The following is an 18,887-nucleotide window of genomic DNA, read 5'->3' on the forward strand; positions in this document are numbered from 1 at the left end:
CGTGACCTTGCTCGGACGCCGTCTCCAACCTGTGCGCCTCCTGTTCGCGCCTGCTCAGTGCAGCCCTGGCGATCGGAGCCGACATGGTTGACCCGGACGGGCGGTACCTCGGCGGACTGGCCGCCGACCGCCACGGCACGGACGACGGCGGCCGGCCGCCGCTGGTCCTGCTGCACGGACTGACCTACGACCGGCGCCAGTGGGGGCCGGTCCTGCGTGAGCTGGCCGCCATCGACCCGGACCGGCGGGTGATCGCCGTCGACCTGCCCGGGCACGGCGATTCGCCGGGCCGTGAGTCGTACGACACGGGCGAGGTCGTGGAGGTCCTGCACGGCGCGGTGACGGAGGCCGGCCTCGACCCGCCGATCGTGGTCGGCCACTCCCTCGGCGGGATGCTGGCGACGATCTACGCCGCCCGCTACCCGGCCCGAGGCGTGGTGAACGTGGACCAGCCGCTGCTGGTCGGCGCGTTCGGCACGGTGGTGCGCCGGGCCGAGCCGGTACTGCGCGGGCCGCAGTGGCAGCAGGTCTGGGAAACGATGCTCGCCCGGATGGAGATCGACCTGCTGCCCGAGCCCGCCCGGGAACTGGTCCGTACGGCGACCACGCCACGGCAGGATCTGCTGCTCGGCTACTGGGGCGAGGTCCTGGCGAACAGCGCCGAGGCGCTCGGGGAGGAGCGGACCCGCGACCTGGCCCAGATCCGCTCCCGGGGCATCCCGTACGACTATGTGGTGGGCAACGAGCCGGATCCGGCGTACCGGCGGTGGCTGGAGTCGGCGCTGCCCGATGTCACGATCACCGTCGTACCGGAGAGCGGCCACTTCCCGCACCTCGCCCGGCCCGCGGAGGTCGCCCGGATCCTGGCCCGCTGACCCGTGGCGGGTCAACCGGGCTCGCAGGCCAGCGCGACGGCGAGGCTGTCCTCGTAGACATGGTGCCGGACGATCAACCCGTCCTCGACGGTGAGATGGAGGGCGAACCGGGTGTTGAACCGCTTCCCGGTGGCCCGTACGGTCTGCGCGGTCTCGCCGATCACCACCGCGTCCGGGCCGTCCACCAGAATCCGTTCGATCGTGGCCGAGCCCTGCCCCGGCACGCTGCTCGCGGCCAGGGTCCGGTGGTGGTCGACGACGTCCGCCCGGCTGCTGCGGGGCCGGATCCACGGCACCGCCGGGTGGGTCGGCTCGGGCCAGTTGACCTTCCAGTCGACCGCGTCGGCGTAGAGCGCGGCGGTCCGCTCCGGGTCGCCGGCACCGATCCGGCGCAGCAGTTCCTCGACGGTGGCTCGGGTGTCCATGACATGCCTCCAGTGCCTGATCACGCTTGCCGGTCGAGACTGCCAGCGCGCACGTCCGCTGGCGATTACCTGACAGGTAGGGCGGCAGGGGTGGAGACGGGCGCGGGTGCCGGTCAGACGGTGATCCGGGCGTCTCCGGCGTACACGTTCATGGTGCCGCCCCTGAGGAAGCCCACCAGGGTCATCCCGGCCTCGGTCGCCAGCTCGGCGGCGAGGGTGCTCGGCGCGGAGACGGCGGCGAGCAGCGGGATGCCGGCCATCCACGCCTTCTGGGTGAGTTCGAAGCTGGCCCGTCCGGAGACCAGCAGCAGATGCCCGCGCAGCGGCAACCGCTGCTCCCGGACCGCCCAGCCGATCACCTTGTCGACCGCGTTGTGCCGGCCCACGTCCTCGCGGAGCACGACGAGTTTCCCGTCGGCGGTGAAGAGCCCCGCGGCGTGCAACCCACCCGTCCGGTCGAAGCCGCGCTGCGCGGCCCGGAGCTGGTCGGGCAGGTCGGCGAGGGTACGCGCCGGCACGCTGACCTGGTCCGTCGACACATCGTGCCGGGACCGGGTACGGACGGCGTCGATGCTCGCCTTGCCGCACACCCCGCACGAGCTGGTGGTGTAGAAGTTCCGGGCCGGATCGGTGGCCGGTGCCGGTACGTCGTCGGCGAGGACGATGTCCACCACGTTGTAGGTGTTCGGGGTGTCGGTACCGGCACAGAGCTGCGCCGTGCGTACGTCGTCGGCGGTCCGGACGATCCCCTCGGTGAGCAGGAACCCGATCGCCAGGTCGATGTCGTCGCCGGGGGTACGCATGGTGACCGCCAGCGGGGCGCGCCGGTTCGGCCCGGCCGGACCCACCCGGATCTCCAGCGGCTCCTCGGCGGCGAGATTGTCCTGCCGGCGCACCGAGACCCGGCCACCCGCCTCCGCCGAGTCGAGGTCTATCCGCAGTACGCTCCGCCGACCACTGGCTCGTCCCATGCCCCAATCCTGCCTCGCGGCCGGCCGTATCCCGCCGTAGCCCCGGTTACCGTTACCGGATGACCGCAGCCGGGCCGCCCGCCGAACCCCGCCCAGCCGGCGGAACGACGCCGCCGGCCGAACCCCGGCCGGCCCGACTCTCCGGCGGCCAGCAGCCGCCCGGCTTCGCGGCGTTGGTGCTGGCCGGTGGGGCGGCCCGCCGGATGGGTGGGGTGGACAAGCCGGCGCTGCCGGTGGGCGGTCGCCCGATGCTGGACCGGGTGCTCGCGGCGGTTGCCGACGCCGACCTCCGGGTCGTGGTCGGCCCGGCCGGCGAGCTACCGACCGGGGTACGCGCGACCCGGGAGCAGCCGCCCGGCGGCGGACCCGTCGCGGCGGTCGCCGCCGGCCTGGCCGCCCTGCTCCCCGACACCGCCCCGCCCGACACCGCCGACGCAGGGGTCGTCGCGCTGCTCGCCGCCGACCTGCCGCTGCTCACCGCCGACGCGGTACGCCAGCTCCGTACCGCGCTGTCCCGGGCTCCCGGTGCCGACGGCGTGGTCTACGTCGACGACGCCGGCCGGGCGCAGTTCCTCTGCGGGGTATGGCGGGTCGGCCCGCTGCGGGCCGCGTTGGCCCGGCTGGCCGCCGGCCGGGGCGGCGTCCTCACCGGTACGTCGATGCGCGCCCTGGTCGCCGAGCTGACCGTGACCGAGGTGGCGTGGCGAGGCTCGGGCCCGCCGCCCTGGTTCGACTGCGACACTGACGACGACCTACGCCGGGCCGAGGAGTGGATTCGATGAACGTGATGGACCGTTGGCTGGCGGCAGCCTGTGCCGAACTGCGCCTCGATCCGGCCGAGGTCGACGTGCGACAGGTGCTCGACCTGGCCCGCGACGTGGCCCACAACGTGCTCCGGCCCGGCGCGCCGGTCACCGCGTACCTGCTCGGGGTCGCGGTCGGTCGTGGCGCGGACCCGGCGGTCGCGGCGGCCGCCCTCGCCGCCCTCGCCGGCCGCTGGCCGGCGGAGCAGGCCGACGCCGAAGCCGACCCCAGAACCGGAGCCGATTCCAGAACCGAAGCCGGCTCCAGAACCCACGTCGATCCCAGAATCGAGTTCTCCGACCCGGGTGCGTGACTTTTCGCGCCCGTGAAGGTCTTCCTCAACGTCCGGTGACGTTCTCGGGACAGGGGAGGACACCTGCGACGAGAACTCACCCGATGGAGCGGTGGCCCGTTGGTCACCGCTCTCGCCGGGCCGGGGTGCTACCGGGACGACTCACGCCGGAGTCGGGCGAGTTCGGTCATCCGCTCGGCCATCCAGTGGCACCAGCGGATCCGGGGCGGTGTGCCGGCCAGGGCCAGTTCCAGGGTCGCGAAGGCGCCGAACTGCGGATGGAGTGGATCGTCCGCGTGCCGGGAGAGCAGGTCGGCGTGCTGTTCCTGGAAGGCGTCCAGCCGGCGCTGGTACGTCTCGGCCTCGGCGAGATAGAACTCGCGCATCCCCTCCGGGTCGGCGGCGGCCAGCGCGTACGTCCTGAGGAGCGTCTCGTCCCGGAAGGCCCGGGGCGCGGGCGGCTCGACCAGCCAGGCGGCCAGCGCCTCCCGGCCGGCGGCGGTGAGCCGGTGGGTCTTGCGCTGCCGTGGGCCCGGACCGGTCTCGGCGTCGTGCTCGATCAGCCCGCTCGCCGACAGCCGGGCCAGCTCGGGATAGATCTGGCTCTGCTGGGCGGTCCAGTAGTAGCCGATCGGTTTGCGCATCCGCTGCACCAGGTCGTAGCCGGTGAGCGGGCCTCGGTGGAGAGCGCAGAGCAGGGCGTAACCCAGTGCACTGACGGTAGCCAAACTGTTATCTCCCGCCACGACATCACTATGTCAATTTTGACATAGTGTCCGACCAGCAACCGCACATCGAACGGGGAACTGATGCGCAGCGTTGGACGATCCATCCTGGCAGCGATCGCCTTGACGGCGGTCATCGGCACGACGACGGCCTGCGGCGCGGCGGACGACGCCGGCAGCGAGACCGACCCGAGCAAGTCCAGGGCCGCCCGACCGGCGGTCTCACCGGCACCCGGCGACCACACCCTGGCGATCGACTGGGCCGGCCAGGAACGGACCTGGGCGGTGCACGCACCGTCGGGTTACCGCCCCGGCACACCCATCCCGCTGGTGGTCGCCCTGCACGGCACCGACCAGAGCCCCGACCGGCTGCGCGACACCAGCGGGCTGAACGCCCTCGCCGACGCCGAGAACTTCCTCGTCGCCTACCCGAAGGCGCTGAACAGGCAGTTCAGCCGGGTGGCCGAGCAGGGTGACGACATCAACTTCGTCCGGGCGCTGGTCGAGAAGATGGTCAAGGAGTGGTCGGTCGACCAGGGCCGGGTCTACGCGACGGGCTTCTCCTCGGGCGCCGAGCTGACGTACGCGCTCGGGGTCGAGGCGGCCGAGGTGTTCGCGGCGATCGCGCCGGTCAGCGGGGCCTTCGCCGGTGGGCCGGCCGCCAGTGACCCGAACTACAAGCCCGGCAAGCCGGTCTCGTTGATCACCTTCGTCGGCCGGGAGGACCGCAACTCCTCCCGGATCTACAGCGGGCTGTCCCGCTGGCAGAAGAACCTCGGCTGCACCGTCGGGACGCCGGCCTGGGTCGACCCGGGCAGGACGGTGAACCGGACGGCCAGCACCTGCCCGGACGGCAGCCAGGTCGTCGACTACACGGTGAACGGAATGGGGCACGCCTGGCCGTCGGCGAGCGGCTACCGGGCCGCCGTGGACGCCACCGCCGCGATGTGGGAGTTCTTCGCCGCGAACCCCCGCCGCTAGCGTCGGCCCGCGCCGAGGGGCTGTCCTCCGGAGTACTCCGGGACAGCCCCTCTAGTGTCCGATCGGGGTCCGCACTGTCCCGGCCAACCGGTCGGCTGGGTAGGGTGTGCGGTGCCCTGACGGACGGAGGCGGTTATGGCGGCTGACAAACCTGCGGCGCCGCGGGACGAAGTGGCCGAGGGGAACCCGGCCGAGCACCACGAATCGATCCTGCTCGACGAGCCGACAACCGCGGACCTCCGGGTCAAGGTGACCGAGGCATGGCAGGAGTTCGCCCGAGCGCTCGCCGAGCAGCTACGCGGCCTGCCGACCGGTACGCAGATCGCGCTCACCCTCGACCCGACCGCCTCCGGCACCGGGGACGCCGTCTACTCGGTGAGCATCGAGATCGGCGAGGACGACCGGATCGACCTGCGGGCCGTGGGCAACACCGCCCTGCCCCAGGGGTACCGGCTCGACCGGGCCGCGATCGCCGACATGATCGCGCTCGGCTGGTCGCCGCCCGGGGTGGTCGAGGGTTCCGGCGGGCACTTCGGGATGCGGGCCAGCACGACCGAGGCGGGTCGGCTCGCCACCACGGTCTCGCGGACCCTGCGCGACGTCTACGGCGCACCGCACCCGGCCTTCCTCGTCTTCCTGGTCCACGACGAGTCCGACGAACCGGTCGCGGTCGAGCCGCTCGGCACCGCCCGGCCCGAGGTCGCCGCGGATCCGACCGCCGACCTCGACCTCGACCTCGACGAGGCGCTCGCGGCGGCCCGGGCCGCGCAGAGCGGCAACGACGCGCTGGCCCTGGAGGACCGGGTCCGCACGGTGGTCTCGGCGATGTTGAAGTCGTCGGCGGACCAGCTCCAGGTCGACTCCGACGGCGACATCGGCATCCGGGCCGGTTCGGCGATGGTCTTCGTCCGGGTCCGGGACAACCCCCCGCTGGTCGACGTCTTCTCCCCGGTACTCACCGAGGTCGAGCCGACCGAGCAGCTCTACGTCAAGCTCTCCGAGCTGACCAACCGGATGCCGATCGGCCGGCTCTACTGCACCAACGACACCGTCTGGGCCTCCATCCCGGTCTTCGGCCGGAACTTCCAGCCGACCCACCTGATGCTCGCCGTCCAGGTGATGACCGGGCTCGCCGACGAGCTGGACGACCGGCTGCACGGCGAGTTCGGCGGCCGGCGGTTCTTCGGCGAGGGCGACAAGGCGCAGCACCGGGAGACCGGCGAGCACCGGACCGGGATGTACCTGTAACCCCTCGGAAGGGTCACCGGTAACACCCCGGTCCGGGGCGCGCCGTACCGGCTAGATCCGGATCATGCCCAGCGTGCCGAGGGTGCCGAGGTCGGTCGCCTTGATGGCGCCGTCGGAGACGGTCCAGAGCACCCCGTCGACCATCAGCGATCGGCGGATCATCCCGCTCGACTCCGTCGTCCGGACCTCGGCGTGCTCGACCAGCCCGGATTCGGTGAAGCCGCCGTCGGCGACCCGCAGCACCAGGGCGCCGCCGCCGGGTTCGACCCTGCCGTCGATGCCCGCCTGCGCGTACGTGGTCAGCGGCACCACCAGGGTGTTCGTGGCCGGCCAGTAGAGGAAGGCGTGCGGGTCGAACTCGGCCTCGGAGTGGCCGTACCGGACGTGGTGCTGGGCGATCCGGGTCGGCTTCGCGGGATCGGAGACGTCGAAGAGGGAGACCTGGGTGCCCTCGGTCCGCCCCTGCCGGTTCGCCTCCTGACCGATCCCGATCAACCGTCCACCGCCGATCGGGTGCAGGTACGACGAGTACCCGGTGATCTTCAGCTCGCCGGTCACCTCCGGAGACCGGGGATCGCGCAGGTCCACGGTGTAGAGCGGATCGGTCTGCCGGAAGGTCACCACGTAACCGGTCCCCTCGGCGAACCGCACGCTGTAGATGCGTTCGCCCTTGCCCAGCCCGGTGACCCGGCCGGTCTCGGTCAGCGTCCGCCCGTCGGCGCGCAGCACGTAGACGGCGGAACTGGACTTCGGGTTCTGCCCCCAGGTACGCCCGCTGGTGGTGGCCACCCGCAGGTGCCCGTCCCACTCCGAGAGCGCGTACTGGTTGATCAGCCAGCCGGGCACGGTGGCGGCGGTGACGTAGCGGGGCCGGTCGGAGCCGGAGATGTCGAACTGGTAGACGTCGGTCTGCTCGTCCTTCGGGTCGGGCGCCCGGTCGTCGGCGGTCAGCGCCGGCAGCACCCGCCAGCGCTGGTCGCTGGCGAGATAGAGCCGCGACCCGTTGCTGTAGACGGTGTCGCCGTCGGCGGCGACCGCCACCGGGTCGCCGTCACCGAGGCCGGCCGCGTTGAGGTCGAAGCTGAGCAGGGTGACCAGCGAGGTACCGGAGTAGACCGCCGGCCGGCTCAGCCGGTCGCAGCCGACCCGCCCGGTGCTGGTCTGCCCACCGGTGCTGGTCTGGTAGCGGGGCAGCCAGGCGTCGATCGGCGCCTGGTCGATGATCTTCCGGTTGGCGGCGAGGTTCTTCTTCTCGTCGGCCGGCCCGGCCCCCTTGTTCAGCGGGAAGTCGAGCCGGGGCCAGGAGCGGACCACCACCCGGACGGTCGGGCCGACCTGGCGGGCGTCGACCAGGCCGCCGTCGATCCGGTAGTCGCCGACGATCTTCGGCGGGCCGGCCAGGTCGACCAGGATCAGCCGGGGGCCGACGATGGCCTGCTGCCGGTCGTCGGCGGGCGGCACGCCGGGCCGGCCCCGCCGGATCGCCCCGGGCTCGACGGCGCCGTGCTCCCGGGCCAGCACCAGCGCCCGGTCACCGTGCAGCAGCAGGTTGGTCTCGGCCCAGCCGACGTCCGGGCCGGAGTCGAGCTTCAGCGTGCCGGTCAACCGCCGGCTCGCCGGATCGACCACCCGCAGCGTGCCCCGGCTGACCGTGACGATGCGCCGGCCGTCGGTCTTCACCAGGTCGGGCTCGTCCACCCCGGCCTCGTGGGTGTTGGTCCCCGAGTAGCCGGACCCGGCATCGGGGGCGGCGGCGTTGTCCCGGGTCAACCCCGCCGCGTCGGCCCCGGCGGCCCGCTCGGCGCCACCGTCGTTGCCCCGGAACGTCTGTTCCATTCCACCGCCGGCGAAGCCGTACGGCCCGACGTACGCCCTGGCGGCGGCGCGGAGCCCGGCCAGCGCGCTCGGGCAGGAGTCGAAGGCGACCAGTCGCAGCCCGCTGGCCGGTACCCCACTGTCGCGCGGGGGTGCCGGCGGAGCGGGATCCGGCCCGGAGGTGCAGCCGGTGAGCAGCGTGCCGGTCAGCGCCAGGCCGGCGACGAACGCCGTACCGACGGCGGCGCCGGATCGAGTTCCCCGTTCGGGTGTCATGCCCGGTTCGACGCGCCGACCCGCGCCCACGGTTCCCGACCGGTGGCTCCCGGTCCCCATCCGCGAACCTGGTGCGGCCGACGTCGGTCGACCGCACCAGGTCCCCTACCGCTGCTGCCGGGTCAGATCCTCCGGTGGAGCAGGGCGAGAGCCGTCCGGGGAATCACAGCGGCGGGTAGGCGTTGCGGAGCAGTTCCTGGAACTGGGCCTCGAACCAGTGCCCGGAGAGCGGGGCGTCCGGCAGGGCACCGGACATGTTGTACTGGTTGCGCGGGTTGCCCTCGTACGTCGGGTCGCACATCCGGTCGAAGCCCTTGCCCTCGTCGTTCTGGATCTCCCGGCTGGCACCGTCCGACTCGCCCGGGGGCTTGATCCAGACGTACGCGTCGATGCCGTCCTCCGGAGCAGCGGTCGGCCGCTCGCCGATGCCGGCACCGGCCTGGTTGCACCAGTTGCCGAGGTGGATCCGGCGGTCGATGCGCGACTCGTTGACGAAGATCTCCGGGTCGGTCGAGCTGCTGGCCCGGGTCGGCCGGTCCGGGCCGCCCCAGCCGTTGCGGGAGGTGTCGATCAGCATCCCGATGTCGTCGTTGAAGCCGACCGAGATCAGCTCGTCCCGGTACGCCTGGGCGTAGGACAGCTCGTCGACGTACCGGTTCCAGTCGACGAAGGTGCTGGCCTCGCGGACCGGCCGGCCGCCGACCACGGTGTTGGCGTCGAAGAACTCCTCGCGCAGTACGCCGTAGTTGGCGGTGTTGCTGATGAAGCCGTGCACGTCGTCCACGGTGGCACCGGCAGCGGTCGCCGCCTCGTGGAAGAGTTGTGCGGCCGGGCCGAAGTTGTCGTCCCAGCCGAGCCAGCCGTGGTGGCCGATGTCGATGTAGTTGTAGGTGTTCGGCAGTGATCCGAGCTGGGCCAGCGCGTAACCGACGCCCTCGACGTAGTTGCCGTTGGCCAGCATCTCGTCGCACTCCGGCGTCGCGGTTTCCCGCGAGCCCACGTTGGTGATCAGGTTCGGCAGCGAGTCGATTTCGATGATGTTGACGATCCGCAGTTCGGCGTAGGCGGGATCGCCCATGATCTCGACGATCGGGTCGATGTACTCGGACTTGTAGACGTCGATGTCGTCCGGACCCAGTTCGCCGTTGGAGGCCAGCGCGGCGCAGTCCCGGCCGGGCAGGTTGTAGATGACGATCTGGATCAGGTCGGCGCCCTGCTCCACCGCCGTGTCCAGGTGCTCGCGCAGGCCACGGGCGCCTTCGGTGCCGGTGATGGCGGCGCGGCGGTCCATCCAGACGCCGGTGGGCTGGTCGGCGATCGCCGCACCGCCACTGGCGGTGGCCTTCGCGGCCCAGTCCGGGTTCACGTAGACGGTGGCCCCCTCGTAGGGGTTGTCCACCCTGGGAGCGGCGCTGGCCTGGCCGGCCGGGGCCAGCAGCAGACCGGTGACGAGGGAGAAGGCCGCGGCGGCGGCCAGCCCGCGACGGGCCGGCGACCACTTACCCCGGGATAAGGGGTTGGTGTCCATCTTGATTACTCCTCGCGACGATGACGTCCGCCGTTCCGGCCCTGGTGGGGCACTACGGCGGCTCGTTCGGATCGGGTGGTGCGGTACCGATCGCCCGCCTCCGCGGTAGCGGGTTCCGGCGTCGCGGTCGCCCATTTCCTGATATCGGCTGCCCTGGGCGACGTAATGTTCTTGCCCGGCTCGCGACTCAAGTACCAATTGATGGCCATCATCACATGGGCACGCTCCCACCGCAACCGTAAGGAAACAGGGCAGAAATATCAACGTGATCGAATGCCGCATCTGCGCCGGTCAGTCGCAATATGGAGCGACTCGAATTCGATCGTGATCAAGTCCCGCGAAAGGCGCGACGCGTCGTACCCGACCCGCCCGGCTACGGTAAGTAGCGCACGGGGTGGGTCGTCCGCCCGACGGTCGGCGACGGCGCCGGGCAGGTCGCGCCGACACCGCAGCGGGCGCCGACGACCCCCGTGCCGGCCTCCGGTCAGGCCGGGGCGGGGACCACGGTGGGCGAGTCGACCAGCCGGGACAGCACGATCATGCTCCGGGTCGAGGTGACGAAGGGCTCGGCCCGGAGCCGTTCGAGGGCCTGCTCCAGGTGGGCGATGTCGGCCGCCCGGAGGTGGACGAGCGCGTCCGCCTCGCCGGAGACGGTGTAGGCGGCGACCACCTCGGGATGCCGCCGGGTCGCCACGGTGATCTGGGTCGGGGTGGTCCGCCCGGTGCAGAAGAGCTCCACGAACGCCTCGGTGCTCCAGCCGACCGCCGCCGGGTCGATGACGGTGGTGAATCCCCTGATCACGCCGGCCGCGCGCAACCGGTCGACCCGCCGCTTCACCGCCGGTGCCGAGAGCGAGACCCGGGCGCCGATCTCCGCGTACGAGGCGCGGGCGTCGGCGACGAGCGACGCAATGATTCTCTGGTCCACGCCGTCGATCTGCAACGTTCCGCCTCTTCCAGGCAACACTTCTGGCTGTTAGTAAAGCTGTACCCTACCTACCCTTGGATCCGTGAACCAGCCGAGGATCCCTAGAAAGCGGACATATCTCATGTGTCCGCCGGAGTACTTCACCGTGGAGTACGCGATCAACCCGTGGATGGACACCAGCACCCCGGTCGACCGGGAGCTGGCCGTCAAGCAGTGGCACGGGTTGCGGGAGACGCTGCTCGGCCTCGGTCACACCGTGCACGAACTCGGCCCCGAACCCGGCCTGCCGGACATGGTCTACGCGGCCAACGGCGCCTTCGAGGTCGACGGCACCGTCTACGGCGCCCGGTTCCGGCACCCCCAGCGGGCCGCCGAGGCCGGCGCGCACCGGACGTTCCACGAGGCGCGGGGAGCCCGGTTCGTGGCGCCCGCCGAGATCAACGAGGGTGAGGGCGACTTCACCTACCTGCCGGAGGCGCACGGCGGGCTGATCCTCGCCGGGTACGGCTTCCGGACCGAGCCGGCCGCGCACGCCGAGGCGCAGGAGGTACTCGGCCGTCCCGTCGTCTCGCTGCGCCTGGTCGACCCGCGCTTCTACCACCTCGACACCGCGCTGGCCCCGCTCGACGACGGCAACATCGCGTACTTCCCGGAGGCGTTCTCGGTCTCCGCCCAGCGGGTACTCGCCCAGCTCTTCCCCGACGCGGTCCGGGCCGACGAGGTCGACGCCTTCGCGTTCGGGCTGAACCTGGTCAGCGACGGCCGGCACGTGGTGCTCAACGGCGAGGCCAGCGGAATGGCCGCCAAGGTCGCCGCCGCCGGCTACCTGCCGGTCCCGGTCGAGCTGGCCGAGCTGAAGAAGGGCGGCGGCAGCGTCAAGTGCTGCGTCGCCGAACTCCGCGACTGAGCCGGCCTCGCCACCCCGGCCGTACCCCGGGGTGGCTCCGGCGGCTCGGCTGGCTCAGCCCAGCGTCGCCAGCTCGCTGATCAGGACGTTGGAGAGCACCTGCCCGTCCGGCTTCACCTCGCGCAGATACCACTTCTGCTGCGGCGTACGCGGCTGGTTGAACTGCCACGGGCCGCGCGGGCTGTCGATCTGACCGATCCGGCCCAGCGCCAGGTTGAGCTGCAACGGGGTGAGGTTCCCACCGGCGATCCGGATCCCCTTGTCGAGCACCTGCGCGGCGTCGTACGAGGCCATCGCGTAGGTGGTCGGGGTCGAGCCGTGCGCCTTGCGGAAGGCGGAGGCGAACCGCCGGTTGGCCGCGTTGTTGAGGTCGGCGGAGTAGTTGAGGGAGGTCACGATCCCCTGGGCCTCCTGCTTCCGGAGATTGTCCAGCACCGGCCCCTCGGTCAGGAAGCCCGGCCCGTAGATCTGCTTGCGGTAGCCGGCCAGGCGCAGCTTCTTGAGGAACTCGATGGCGGACTCGCCGGAGAAGAAGCAGTAGATGGCGTCCGGGTCGCGGTCGACCAACTGCTGGATGTACGGGGCGAACCCGTTCCGCGCCGGCTTGCCGGGGAAGTATTTCGTCCAGATCACCGGGGCGGAGATCCGCGCGTCGGACTCGCCGAAGCTCTGCCGGAAGCCCTGCACCGAGTCGCGGCCCGCGTCGTAGTCCGGGGCGATGATCGACACCTTGCCGTTCGCCCCGATCTCGTTCTTGACGTACGGCGCCAGTGCCCGCCCCGGCTCGTCGTTGATGTACGACGTACGCCAGATGTAGACCACGCTCTGCAACGTCGACGGGGACGCGTTGGAGCTGATCAGGGGGATCTTCGCCTGCTCCACGGCGTCCCGCAGGCCGGTTATCACCGCCGAGTTGACCACTCCGGTGAGCGCCAGCACCCGCTGCTTGACCAGCTGGTCCAGGGCGGCCCGGCCGGACTCCGGGGTCTCGCCCTCGTCGGCGACGACCAGGTCGACCGGATGACCGCCGAGCCGCTGGTCGTTCAGGTCGAGATAGAGCTGGAAGCCCCGGAGCATCTCGTCGCCGATCGGCCGGTACACGCCGGACTGCGCGGTGATCATGCCGATCCGTACCGGCTCGTCGCTGAGCGGCTCCTCGGCCTCCAGGCCGTCGTCCCGGCCGCACGCGGCGGCCAGCCCGGTGGCGCCGAGCGCGCCGAGCGAGCCCAGCAGCTTGAGCGCTCGTCTGCGGTCCATCTGCGACACGGATCCCTCCCGGGGCGGCGGTGAAGTGCGCAGCCCTCCCGGGGTTCTACCGGGAACGGGATGCTGCGTCAATGCCGCCTGATCTTCCAGCTAGCCAATGTAACTCGGCCAGCACCGCTGGCCACGCCCGGGACAGCGGGTCGATCAGCCCGAAATGCTCGCACTCGGGCAACTCGACGAACCGCAGGTCGGCGTCGTGCGCCCCGGCAGCGTACCGGCGGGTCGCCGCCACCGGTACCTGCCGGTCCAGGGTTCCGTGCACGATCGAGATCCGGACCGGGGGTGCCGCCGAGCGGGCCGGGTCGGCGGCCGCGTAACGCTCCGGGACCTCGTCGGGGCCGCCGCCGAGCAGTGCGGCCACCGCGCCACCGTCCAGGTCGAGCCGGTACGCCTCGGCGAGGTCCAGCACCGGGGCCAGGGCGAGCACCCCGCGTACCCGCTCCGGGGCGCGCAACGCCGCCCAGAGCGCGAGGTGTCCCCCGGCGGAGTGCCCGAGCAGGATCGGTGGACCGGGTGCCGTCCCGCCGGCCGGCAGCACGGCCTCGACCAGCCCGGGGAGTGCGGCGATCCCGGCCGCGACGTCGTCGAGGGTGCCGGGCCAGCCGCCACCCGGCTGCCCCGTCCGGCGGTACTCCACCTGCGCCACCGGGTAGCCCCGGCCGGCCAGGTCGGCCGCGAGCGGCCCGGTGTGCCGGCGGTCGTACTCGGCCCGCCAGAAGCCGCCGTGCACGACCACCACCAGTGGCCGGGCCGGACCGGTGACCCCGGCCGGCAGGCGCAGGTCGGCGACGTGCTCGGGATCGGCGCCGTACCGCAGTCGCAGGTCCGGCGGCGGCGCCGGCCGGCCGAGCACCTCCCGTGGATCGGCGGGTGGTACGGCGCTGCCGTCCTCGGTCATGCTGCCGACCGTACGGTGCCGGTGCCGCCGCAGCTCCCGAGGGGCCGGTGCGGCCGGTGACCGGGGGTGGGGGGCGCGTGTCGGCGGGGGTGGTTGCGGGAAGATGGTGGACATGACCCACGTGCCACGTTCCCAGGAAGAGAACGACGACTCGGCTCCGGCGGAGAAGCGCCCCGGCGGCGCCGTGCTGGTGGTCGGCCCGGACGGGCGCCCGGTCGGCACCGTGCCGACCGACGGCGAGACGCCTGGCGAGGACCCGGCGCGGTTGATCGAGCAGCCGGCGAAGGTGATGCGGATCGGCAGCATGATCAAGCAGTTGCTGGAGGAGGTCAAGGCCGCGCCGCTCGACGACGCCAGCCGGCACCGGCTGCGGGAGATCCACCAGCGGTCGATCGTCGAGCTGGAGGACGGGCTCGCTCCGGAGCTGCGGGACGAGCTGGAGCGGCTCTCGCTGCCGTTCGGCGAGGACGCCGCGCCGAGCGAGGCGGAGCTGCGGATCGCCCAGGCCCAACTGGTCGGCTGGCTGGAGGGTCTCTTCCACGGCATCCAGGCGGCCCTGGTCGCCCAGCAGATGGCGGCCCGGATGCAGTTGGAGCAGATGCGGTCCGGCGGTCGTCCGGCGCTGCCGATGGGCCCCGGCGGCGCACTTCCGGGGATGCCGGGCGGCAACGCCGGGCAACCCGGTGAGGGCCCCGGCCCCGGCCAGTACCTGTAACTCCCCGGCACCGACCGTTCCCGGCCGGGCGAGACCAGCCCGGCCGGGCCGGAGGAAACGGGCGCGGCCGGTCAGGCCGAGCCGGCGATCCGGTCGCCGGACTGCCCGGCCGGTCCGGCGACGTCGGCGCCGTCCGGCTGGTCGGAGTCGAGCAGCGCCTCCAGGTACGCCGCCACCCCGTCCTCCTCGTTGCTCGCCGTCACCTCACCGGCGATCTCCAGTACGGCGGGATGCGCGTTCGCCACCGCCACCGCCCGGCCGACCCAGGTGAGCATCGGTACGTCGTTCGGCATGTCCCCGAAGGCGACCACGTCGGCCGCGTCCACCCCCTGCCGGGTGCAGTACCAGGCCAGCCCGGCCGCCTTGGTCACCCCGGCCGCCGAGATCTCGATCAGCCCGCTGTACGACGAGTGGGTCGCCTCGGCGAGCCCGGCCAGCGCCCCGGCCACCACCTTGACGAAGACGTCCGGGTCCTGGCCGCCGGCCCGGGCCAGCAGTTTCACCGCCGGCAGGGCGTGCAGGTCGGCCGGGGACTCGATCATGCGGATGTCCGGGTAGCCCCGGTCCCACCGCAGCGGATAGTCCACCTCGTGCCGGAACTCGCGGCCGTCGGTCACCTCGACCGCGAAGCTCACCCCGGGCACCTCGGCGCGGAGCCGCTGGACCACCTCGGCGAGCAGGTCGGGCGCGAGCGGATCGGCCCGGAGCACCTGGTCGGTGACCGGGTCGTACACCACGGCGCCGTTGGCGCAGACCGTCGGCAGCGGCTGGCCCAGTTGCTCGTAGACGCGGGAGAGCCAGCGGATCGGGCGGCCGGTCACCAGCACCACGCCGGTGCCCCGGGCGGAGATCCGCGAGATCGCCTCGACCGTACGCGGGCTGATCGTCTGGTCCGCCCGGAGCAGCGTGCCGTCGAGATCCGTGGCCACCAGCCGGGGTAGTCGTCCCATCAACGCGAGAGTAGTCGATCGAGGTAGACCGCTACCCCGTCGTCGTCGTTGCGCAGCGTCACCTCGTCGGCGGCCCGCCGTACCGTGGGGTGGGCGTTGGAGACCGCGACCCGGGCCCAGCCGGCCCACTCGAACATCGGCAGGTCGTTGGGCATGTCCCCGAAGACCAGCACCTCGGCCGGGTCGACGCCGAGGGTCTGGGCCACCACCGCCAGCCCGGTCGCCTTGTCCACCCCGGGCGGGCAGATCTCGATGAAGCCGAGGCCGGCCTGGGTGATCGAGGCCAGTTCCGCCGGTACGATCCGGCGAGCCGTCTCCAGCAGGGTGTCCACGTCGTGGTCGGGGGTCCGGGCGAACGCCTTGATCACGTCGCCGGCCAGGCAGTCGACCCGGGGCCGCGCCTCGAACCGGTCCTGGTACGGCCAGGTCGCGTCGAAGTCGCCCCAGAGCGGCGAGCCCGGGGCGTCCATCGCCTCGACCATCACGGTCAGCGGACCCACCTCGGCCTCCAGCAGCCGGAGCAGCTCGGTCAGGGTCGCGCCGGGCAGCCGCTCGTCCCGGAGGACCACCGGCCCGGCCGGGTCGGTCTGGTCGACCACCCGGCCGCCGCCGGCCATCACCAGGAAGTCGGCGGCCCGGATGTCGTTGCGGGTGAGTTCGGCGAGCCTGGGGCCGCGCCCGGTGGCACCCACCACCGGAATGCCGGCGGCCCGGACCCGGTCCAGCACCTCGTGGGTGTACGCCGAGACGGTCTCGTCGGTGCGCACCAACGTGCCGTCGAGGTCGGTGGCGATCAGCTTCGGCAACCCGGGTCGGGGCATGGCTCCTCCTCCACCCCGCCACCCGCCGCGCTCGACAAGACTGCCGGTTCCGGTCACTGCCGGCCTCGGCCGGCGGTGACGGGGCAGCAACCGTATCTCACCTTCCGAGGTCGCTCCATGACTTTTGTGTGAAGTGCTCTTCACCAGAGGGGATCACTTCGGTTCGAGCACGTCCCGGCCGCCGAGGTACGGCTGGAGGGCCTTGGGGACCCGTACCGAGCCGTCCGGTTGCTGGTGGTTCTCCAGGATCGGCACCAGCCAGCGGGTGGTGGCCAGGGTGCCGTTCAGGGTCGCCGCCATCTGCGGGCGGCCCTGATCGTCCCGGTATCGCACGTTCAGCCGGCGGGCCTGGAAGGTGGTGCAGTTGGAGGTGGAGGTGAGTTCCAGGTAGCGGCCCTGTGACGGCAGCCACGCCTCGCAGTCGTACTTGCGGGCCGCGCTGCTGCCCAGGTCGCCCGCTGCCACGTCGAGCACCCGGTACGGCAACTCGACCTTGGCCAGCATCTCCTCCTCCCAGGCCAGCAGCCGGAGGTGCTCGGCGTGCGCCTCCTCGGGGCGGCAGTAGGAGAACATCTCGACCTTGTCGAACTGGTGCACCCGGATGATGCCCCGGGTGTCCCGGCCGTACGAGCCGGCCTCCCGGCGGTAGCAGGACGACCAGCCGGCGTACCGGACCGGCTCGGCCAGGTCCAGGATCTCCCCCGAGTGGTACGCGGCCAGCGGCACCTCGCTGGTGCCGACCAGGAACAGGTCGTCGGCCTCCAGCCGGTAGACCTCGCTGGCGTGCGAGCCGAGGAACCCGGTCCCCTCCATCGCCTCCGGCTTGACCAGCGACGGGGTGATGGTCGGGGTGAAGCCGTATTCCACCGCCTGGGCGACGGCGAGTTGCAGCAGGCCGAGCTGGAGCAGCGCGCCCACCCCGGTGAGGTAGTAGAACCGGCTGCCGGAGGTCTTCGCCCCGCGCTCGACGTCGATCGCCCGCAGCGCCTCGCCCAGCTCCAGGTGGTCGCGCGGGTTCTCGATCTCGGGCCGGGTGCCGACCTCGCGGAGGACCACGAAGTCGTCCTCGCCGCCGGGCGGAGTCCCCTCCTCGACCACGTTCGGGATCGCGTACTGCGCCCGGCGCAGCGCCGCCTCGGCCGCGCCGACCGCCGCCTCGGCCGCCTTCACCTCGGCGGAGAGTTCCTTGGTCCGGGCGAGCAGCCCGGCCTTCTCCGCCGGGTCGGCCTTCGGCATCCGCTTGCCGAGCTGCTTCTGCTCGGCCCGCAGCGCCTCGAAGCGCCCGACCGCCGCCCGCCGCTCCTCGTCGGCCCGGAGCAGGTCGTCGACCGCGGACTCGGACTCGCCACGGGCACGCTGGCTGGCACGTACGGTATCCGGATCGTCGCGGAGCAGACGCAGGTCAATCACGGGAACCGAGCCTACCGGTGCGCGGCCGGCCAGGTGTATCGAGATACGCCCGCCCGAACCGCCGCCGGTCCGGACCCGTGCCGACCCCGGCCACCCGGCCCGGCGGCCGAGGACCTGCTCAGGGCGCGAACGGCTTGGTGGGGGTCACCGTCAGGTCGATCGGCGGCGGCCGGCCGTCGTCATCGTCGGGCATCTCCGGCGCGCCGGCCGTCCGCTGGCGTCGCCACGGCCAGTCGGACTCCTCCGGCGGCCCGGGCTGCCCGGCCGGAGCGCCCGGCTCGGCGGCCGGTGCCCGGTCGACCGCGCCGCGTCGGACGAACCGCCCGGCGAGCAGCAGGGCCAGCCCGAGCCCGCCGACACCGAGGTATGCCAACACGAGGCCCTGGCCGTACTCGATGACCATCCCGTCCAGTTGGCCGTACATCTGCCAGCGGTCGGCCAGGGTGTCGAGCGAGCCGGTGGTGGCGAGGAGCACCCCGAGCACCGCCCCGGCCACGGCCAGCCCGACGACCCGGGCGTTGTGGCGTACCCCGGGCGAGCCGAAGACGACCAGCGCCAGGCAGCCGAGTACGCCGAACACCCCGACCAGGTACGCCGTGCCGAAGCCCGACATGTCCGCCACCCCGCTGCCCAGCGCGACCGCGTTCTCGGCCCCCTCGACCGTCATGCTGGTGACCGCCCAGTCGCCGATCAGCGAGGCGAAGGCGGCCGCCGCTCCGGCGGCACCGACCACCGGCACCAGCCGGCTGTCCCGGCCGAGCCGGTGCAGGGCGAGCCCGGCCCGTCCGCCGGTACGCGGGCGGTCGCCCCACGACACGATGCTGGCACCGTCCGGTGTGGTTTCCGCCTCGTCGCCCGACCGCGCCGGATCCTCCCGGCCGCCGGCCCGACGGGCGTCCAGCGGCTCCTGGCGGGGGATGGAGACGTCGTCGGGCATCGCTGACCCCTTCCACGGCGGGCTCCTGGATCGATGATGGCACAGCACCCGCGCGCCGGACCCGTACCGAGGGTGCGGTGCTTCCGCGTCTTGGCCGGGTCGTCGCGCCGCCGGT

19 protein-coding genes are annotated in these 18,887 nt (G+C 72.5%); 7 read left to right on the forward strand and 12 right to left on the reverse strand.

From position 1 onward, the window contains the following. Positions 1-83: 83 nt before the first annotated feature. Positions 84-875: an alpha/beta fold hydrolase gene (locus C6W10_RS30445; RefSeq protein WP_107262539.1), complete on the forward strand. Its 792-nt coding sequence runs from the start codon at positions 84-86 to the stop codon at positions 873-875. Between the two features lie 11 nt (positions 876-886). Here C6W10_RS30445 and C6W10_RS30450 read toward each other — a convergent pair whose 3' ends face one another. Both C6W10_RS30450 and fdhD read right to left on the reverse strand, forming a co-directional pair. Continuing rightward, positions 887-1,300: a nuclear transport factor 2 family protein gene (locus tag C6W10_RS30450; RefSeq protein ID WP_107262540.1), complete on the reverse strand. Its 414-nt coding sequence runs from the start codon at positions 1,298-1,300 to the stop codon at positions 887-889. Positions 1,301-1,413: 113 nt separating this feature from the next. Continuing rightward, positions 1,414-2,271, reverse strand: a complete 858-nt coding sequence (gene fdhD / locus C6W10_RS30455) for a formate dehydrogenase accessory sulfurtransferase FdhD (protein ID WP_107262541.1) — start codon at positions 2,269-2,271, stop codon at positions 1,414-1,416. Between the two features lie 59 nt (positions 2,272-2,330). On the opposite strand from fdhD, the gene C6W10_RS30460 reads away from it, so the two are divergent. Together C6W10_RS30460 and C6W10_RS30465 are read left to right on the forward strand one after the other, a co-directional pair. Beyond that, complete coding sequence (locus C6W10_RS30460; protein ID WP_107262542.1) at positions 2,331-3,053, forward strand: molybdenum cofactor guanylyltransferase; 723 nt, start codon at positions 2,331-2,333, stop codon at positions 3,051-3,053. Continuing rightward, the gene (locus C6W10_RS30465; protein WP_234361488.1) at positions 3,050-3,388 is read left to right on the forward strand and encodes a DUF6457 domain-containing protein; all 339 of its coding nucleotides are present in this window, start codon (positions 3,050-3,052) and stop codon (positions 3,386-3,388) included. Before C6W10_RS30460 ends, C6W10_RS30465 begins: the two co-directional genes overlap by 4 nt. A gap of 128 nt (positions 3,389-3,516) precedes the next feature. Here the strand turns inward: C6W10_RS30465 and C6W10_RS30470 are convergent, their stop codons facing one another. After that, complete coding sequence (locus C6W10_RS30470) at positions 3,517-4,095, reverse strand: PadR family transcriptional regulator (RefSeq protein ID WP_107262543.1); 579 nt, start codon at positions 4,093-4,095, stop codon at positions 3,517-3,519. An 81-nt stretch (positions 4,096-4,176) separates the two neighbouring features. Between C6W10_RS30470 and C6W10_RS30475 the strand changes: the two genes are divergently transcribed. Both C6W10_RS30475 and C6W10_RS30480 read left to right on the forward strand, forming a co-directional pair. Then, a complete protein-coding gene (locus C6W10_RS30475; RefSeq protein WP_107262544.1) occupies positions 4,177-5,073 on the forward strand; it encodes a PHB depolymerase family esterase in 897 nt (298 codons plus the stop codon). A gap of 135 nt (positions 5,074-5,208) precedes the next feature. After that, positions 5,209-6,321 carry a hypothetical protein gene (locus tag C6W10_RS30480; protein ID WP_107262545.1) on the forward strand — a complete coding sequence of 371 codons (1,113 nt, stop codon included), beginning with the start codon at positions 5,209-5,211 and terminating at the stop codon, positions 6,319-6,321. A 51-nt stretch (positions 6,322-6,372) separates the two neighbouring features. On the opposite strand, the gene C6W10_RS30485 is transcribed toward C6W10_RS30480, so the two are convergent. The 3 genes from C6W10_RS30485 to C6W10_RS30495 form a co-directional block, all read right to left on the reverse strand. After that, positions 6,373-8,412, reverse strand: a complete 2,040-nt coding sequence (locus C6W10_RS30485) for a beta-propeller domain-containing protein (protein ID WP_107262546.1) — start codon at positions 8,410-8,412, stop codon at positions 6,373-6,375. Positions 8,413-8,575: 163 nt separating this feature from the next. Then, on the reverse strand, positions 8,576-9,940 hold the full coding sequence (locus C6W10_RS30490) for a glycoside hydrolase family 6 protein (protein WP_107262547.1): 1,365 nt from the start codon (positions 9,938-9,940) through the stop codon (positions 8,576-8,578). A 484-nt stretch (positions 9,941-10,424) separates the two neighbouring features. Next, entirely contained in the window at positions 10,425-10,883 is a 459-nt protein-coding gene (locus tag C6W10_RS30495) for an Lrp/AsnC family transcriptional regulator (RefSeq protein WP_107262548.1), read from the reverse strand. Positions 10,884-10,989: 106 nt separating this feature from the next. Here C6W10_RS30495 and ddaH point away from each other — a divergent pair, with 106 nt between their 5' ends. Then, positions 10,990-11,775, forward strand: coding sequence for a dimethylargininase (gene ddaH, locus C6W10_RS30500; protein ID WP_107262549.1), 786 nt, complete (start codon positions 10,990-10,992; stop codon positions 11,773-11,775). 54 nt (positions 11,776-11,829) lie between these two features. On the opposite strand, the gene C6W10_RS30505 is transcribed toward ddaH, so the two are convergent. Together C6W10_RS30505 and C6W10_RS30510 are read right to left on the reverse strand one after the other, a co-directional pair. Further along, entirely contained in the window at positions 11,830-13,041 is a 1,212-nt protein-coding gene (locus tag C6W10_RS30505; RefSeq protein WP_107262550.1) for an ABC transporter substrate-binding protein, read from the reverse strand. 46 nt (positions 13,042-13,087) lie between these two features. Continuing rightward, a complete protein-coding gene (locus C6W10_RS30510; RefSeq protein ID WP_107262551.1) occupies positions 13,088-13,939 on the reverse strand; it encodes a S9 family peptidase in 852 nt (283 codons plus the stop codon). 112 nt (positions 13,940-14,051) lie between these two features. Between C6W10_RS30510 and C6W10_RS30515 the strand changes: the two genes are divergently transcribed. Then, complete coding sequence (locus C6W10_RS30515; RefSeq protein WP_107264412.1) at positions 14,052-14,654, forward strand: bacterial proteasome activator family protein; 603 nt, start codon at positions 14,052-14,054, stop codon at positions 14,652-14,654. A 71-nt stretch (positions 14,655-14,725) separates the two neighbouring features. Here the strand turns inward: C6W10_RS30515 and C6W10_RS30520 are convergent, their stop codons facing one another. From C6W10_RS30520 to C6W10_RS30535, 4 genes are all read right to left on the reverse strand, one after another. Continuing rightward, positions 14,726-15,604, reverse strand: coding sequence for an HAD family hydrolase (locus tag C6W10_RS30520; protein WP_107262552.1), 879 nt, complete (start codon positions 15,602-15,604; stop codon positions 14,726-14,728). Further along, positions 15,604-16,425, reverse strand: coding sequence for an HAD family hydrolase (locus tag C6W10_RS30525; protein WP_107262553.1), 822 nt, complete (start codon positions 16,423-16,425; stop codon positions 15,604-15,606). The genes C6W10_RS30520 and C6W10_RS30525 overlap by 1 nt, the downstream gene beginning before the upstream one ends. A gap of 153 nt (positions 16,426-16,578) precedes the next feature. Further along, a complete protein-coding gene (gene serS / locus C6W10_RS30530) occupies positions 16,579-17,835 on the reverse strand; it encodes a serine--tRNA ligase (RefSeq protein ID WP_107262554.1) in 1,257 nt (418 codons plus the stop codon). 118 nt (positions 17,836-17,953) lie between these two features. Further along, positions 17,954-18,772 carry a hypothetical protein gene (locus tag C6W10_RS30535; RefSeq protein WP_107262555.1) on the reverse strand — a complete coding sequence of 273 codons (819 nt, stop codon included), beginning with the start codon at positions 18,770-18,772 and terminating at the stop codon, positions 17,954-17,956. Positions 18,773-18,887: the final 115 nt, after the last annotated feature.

Source organism: Plantactinospora sp. BB1 (genome assembly GCF_003030385.1).
Taxonomy (GTDB): Bacteria; Actinomycetota; Actinomycetes; order Mycobacteriales; family Micromonosporaceae; genus Plantactinospora.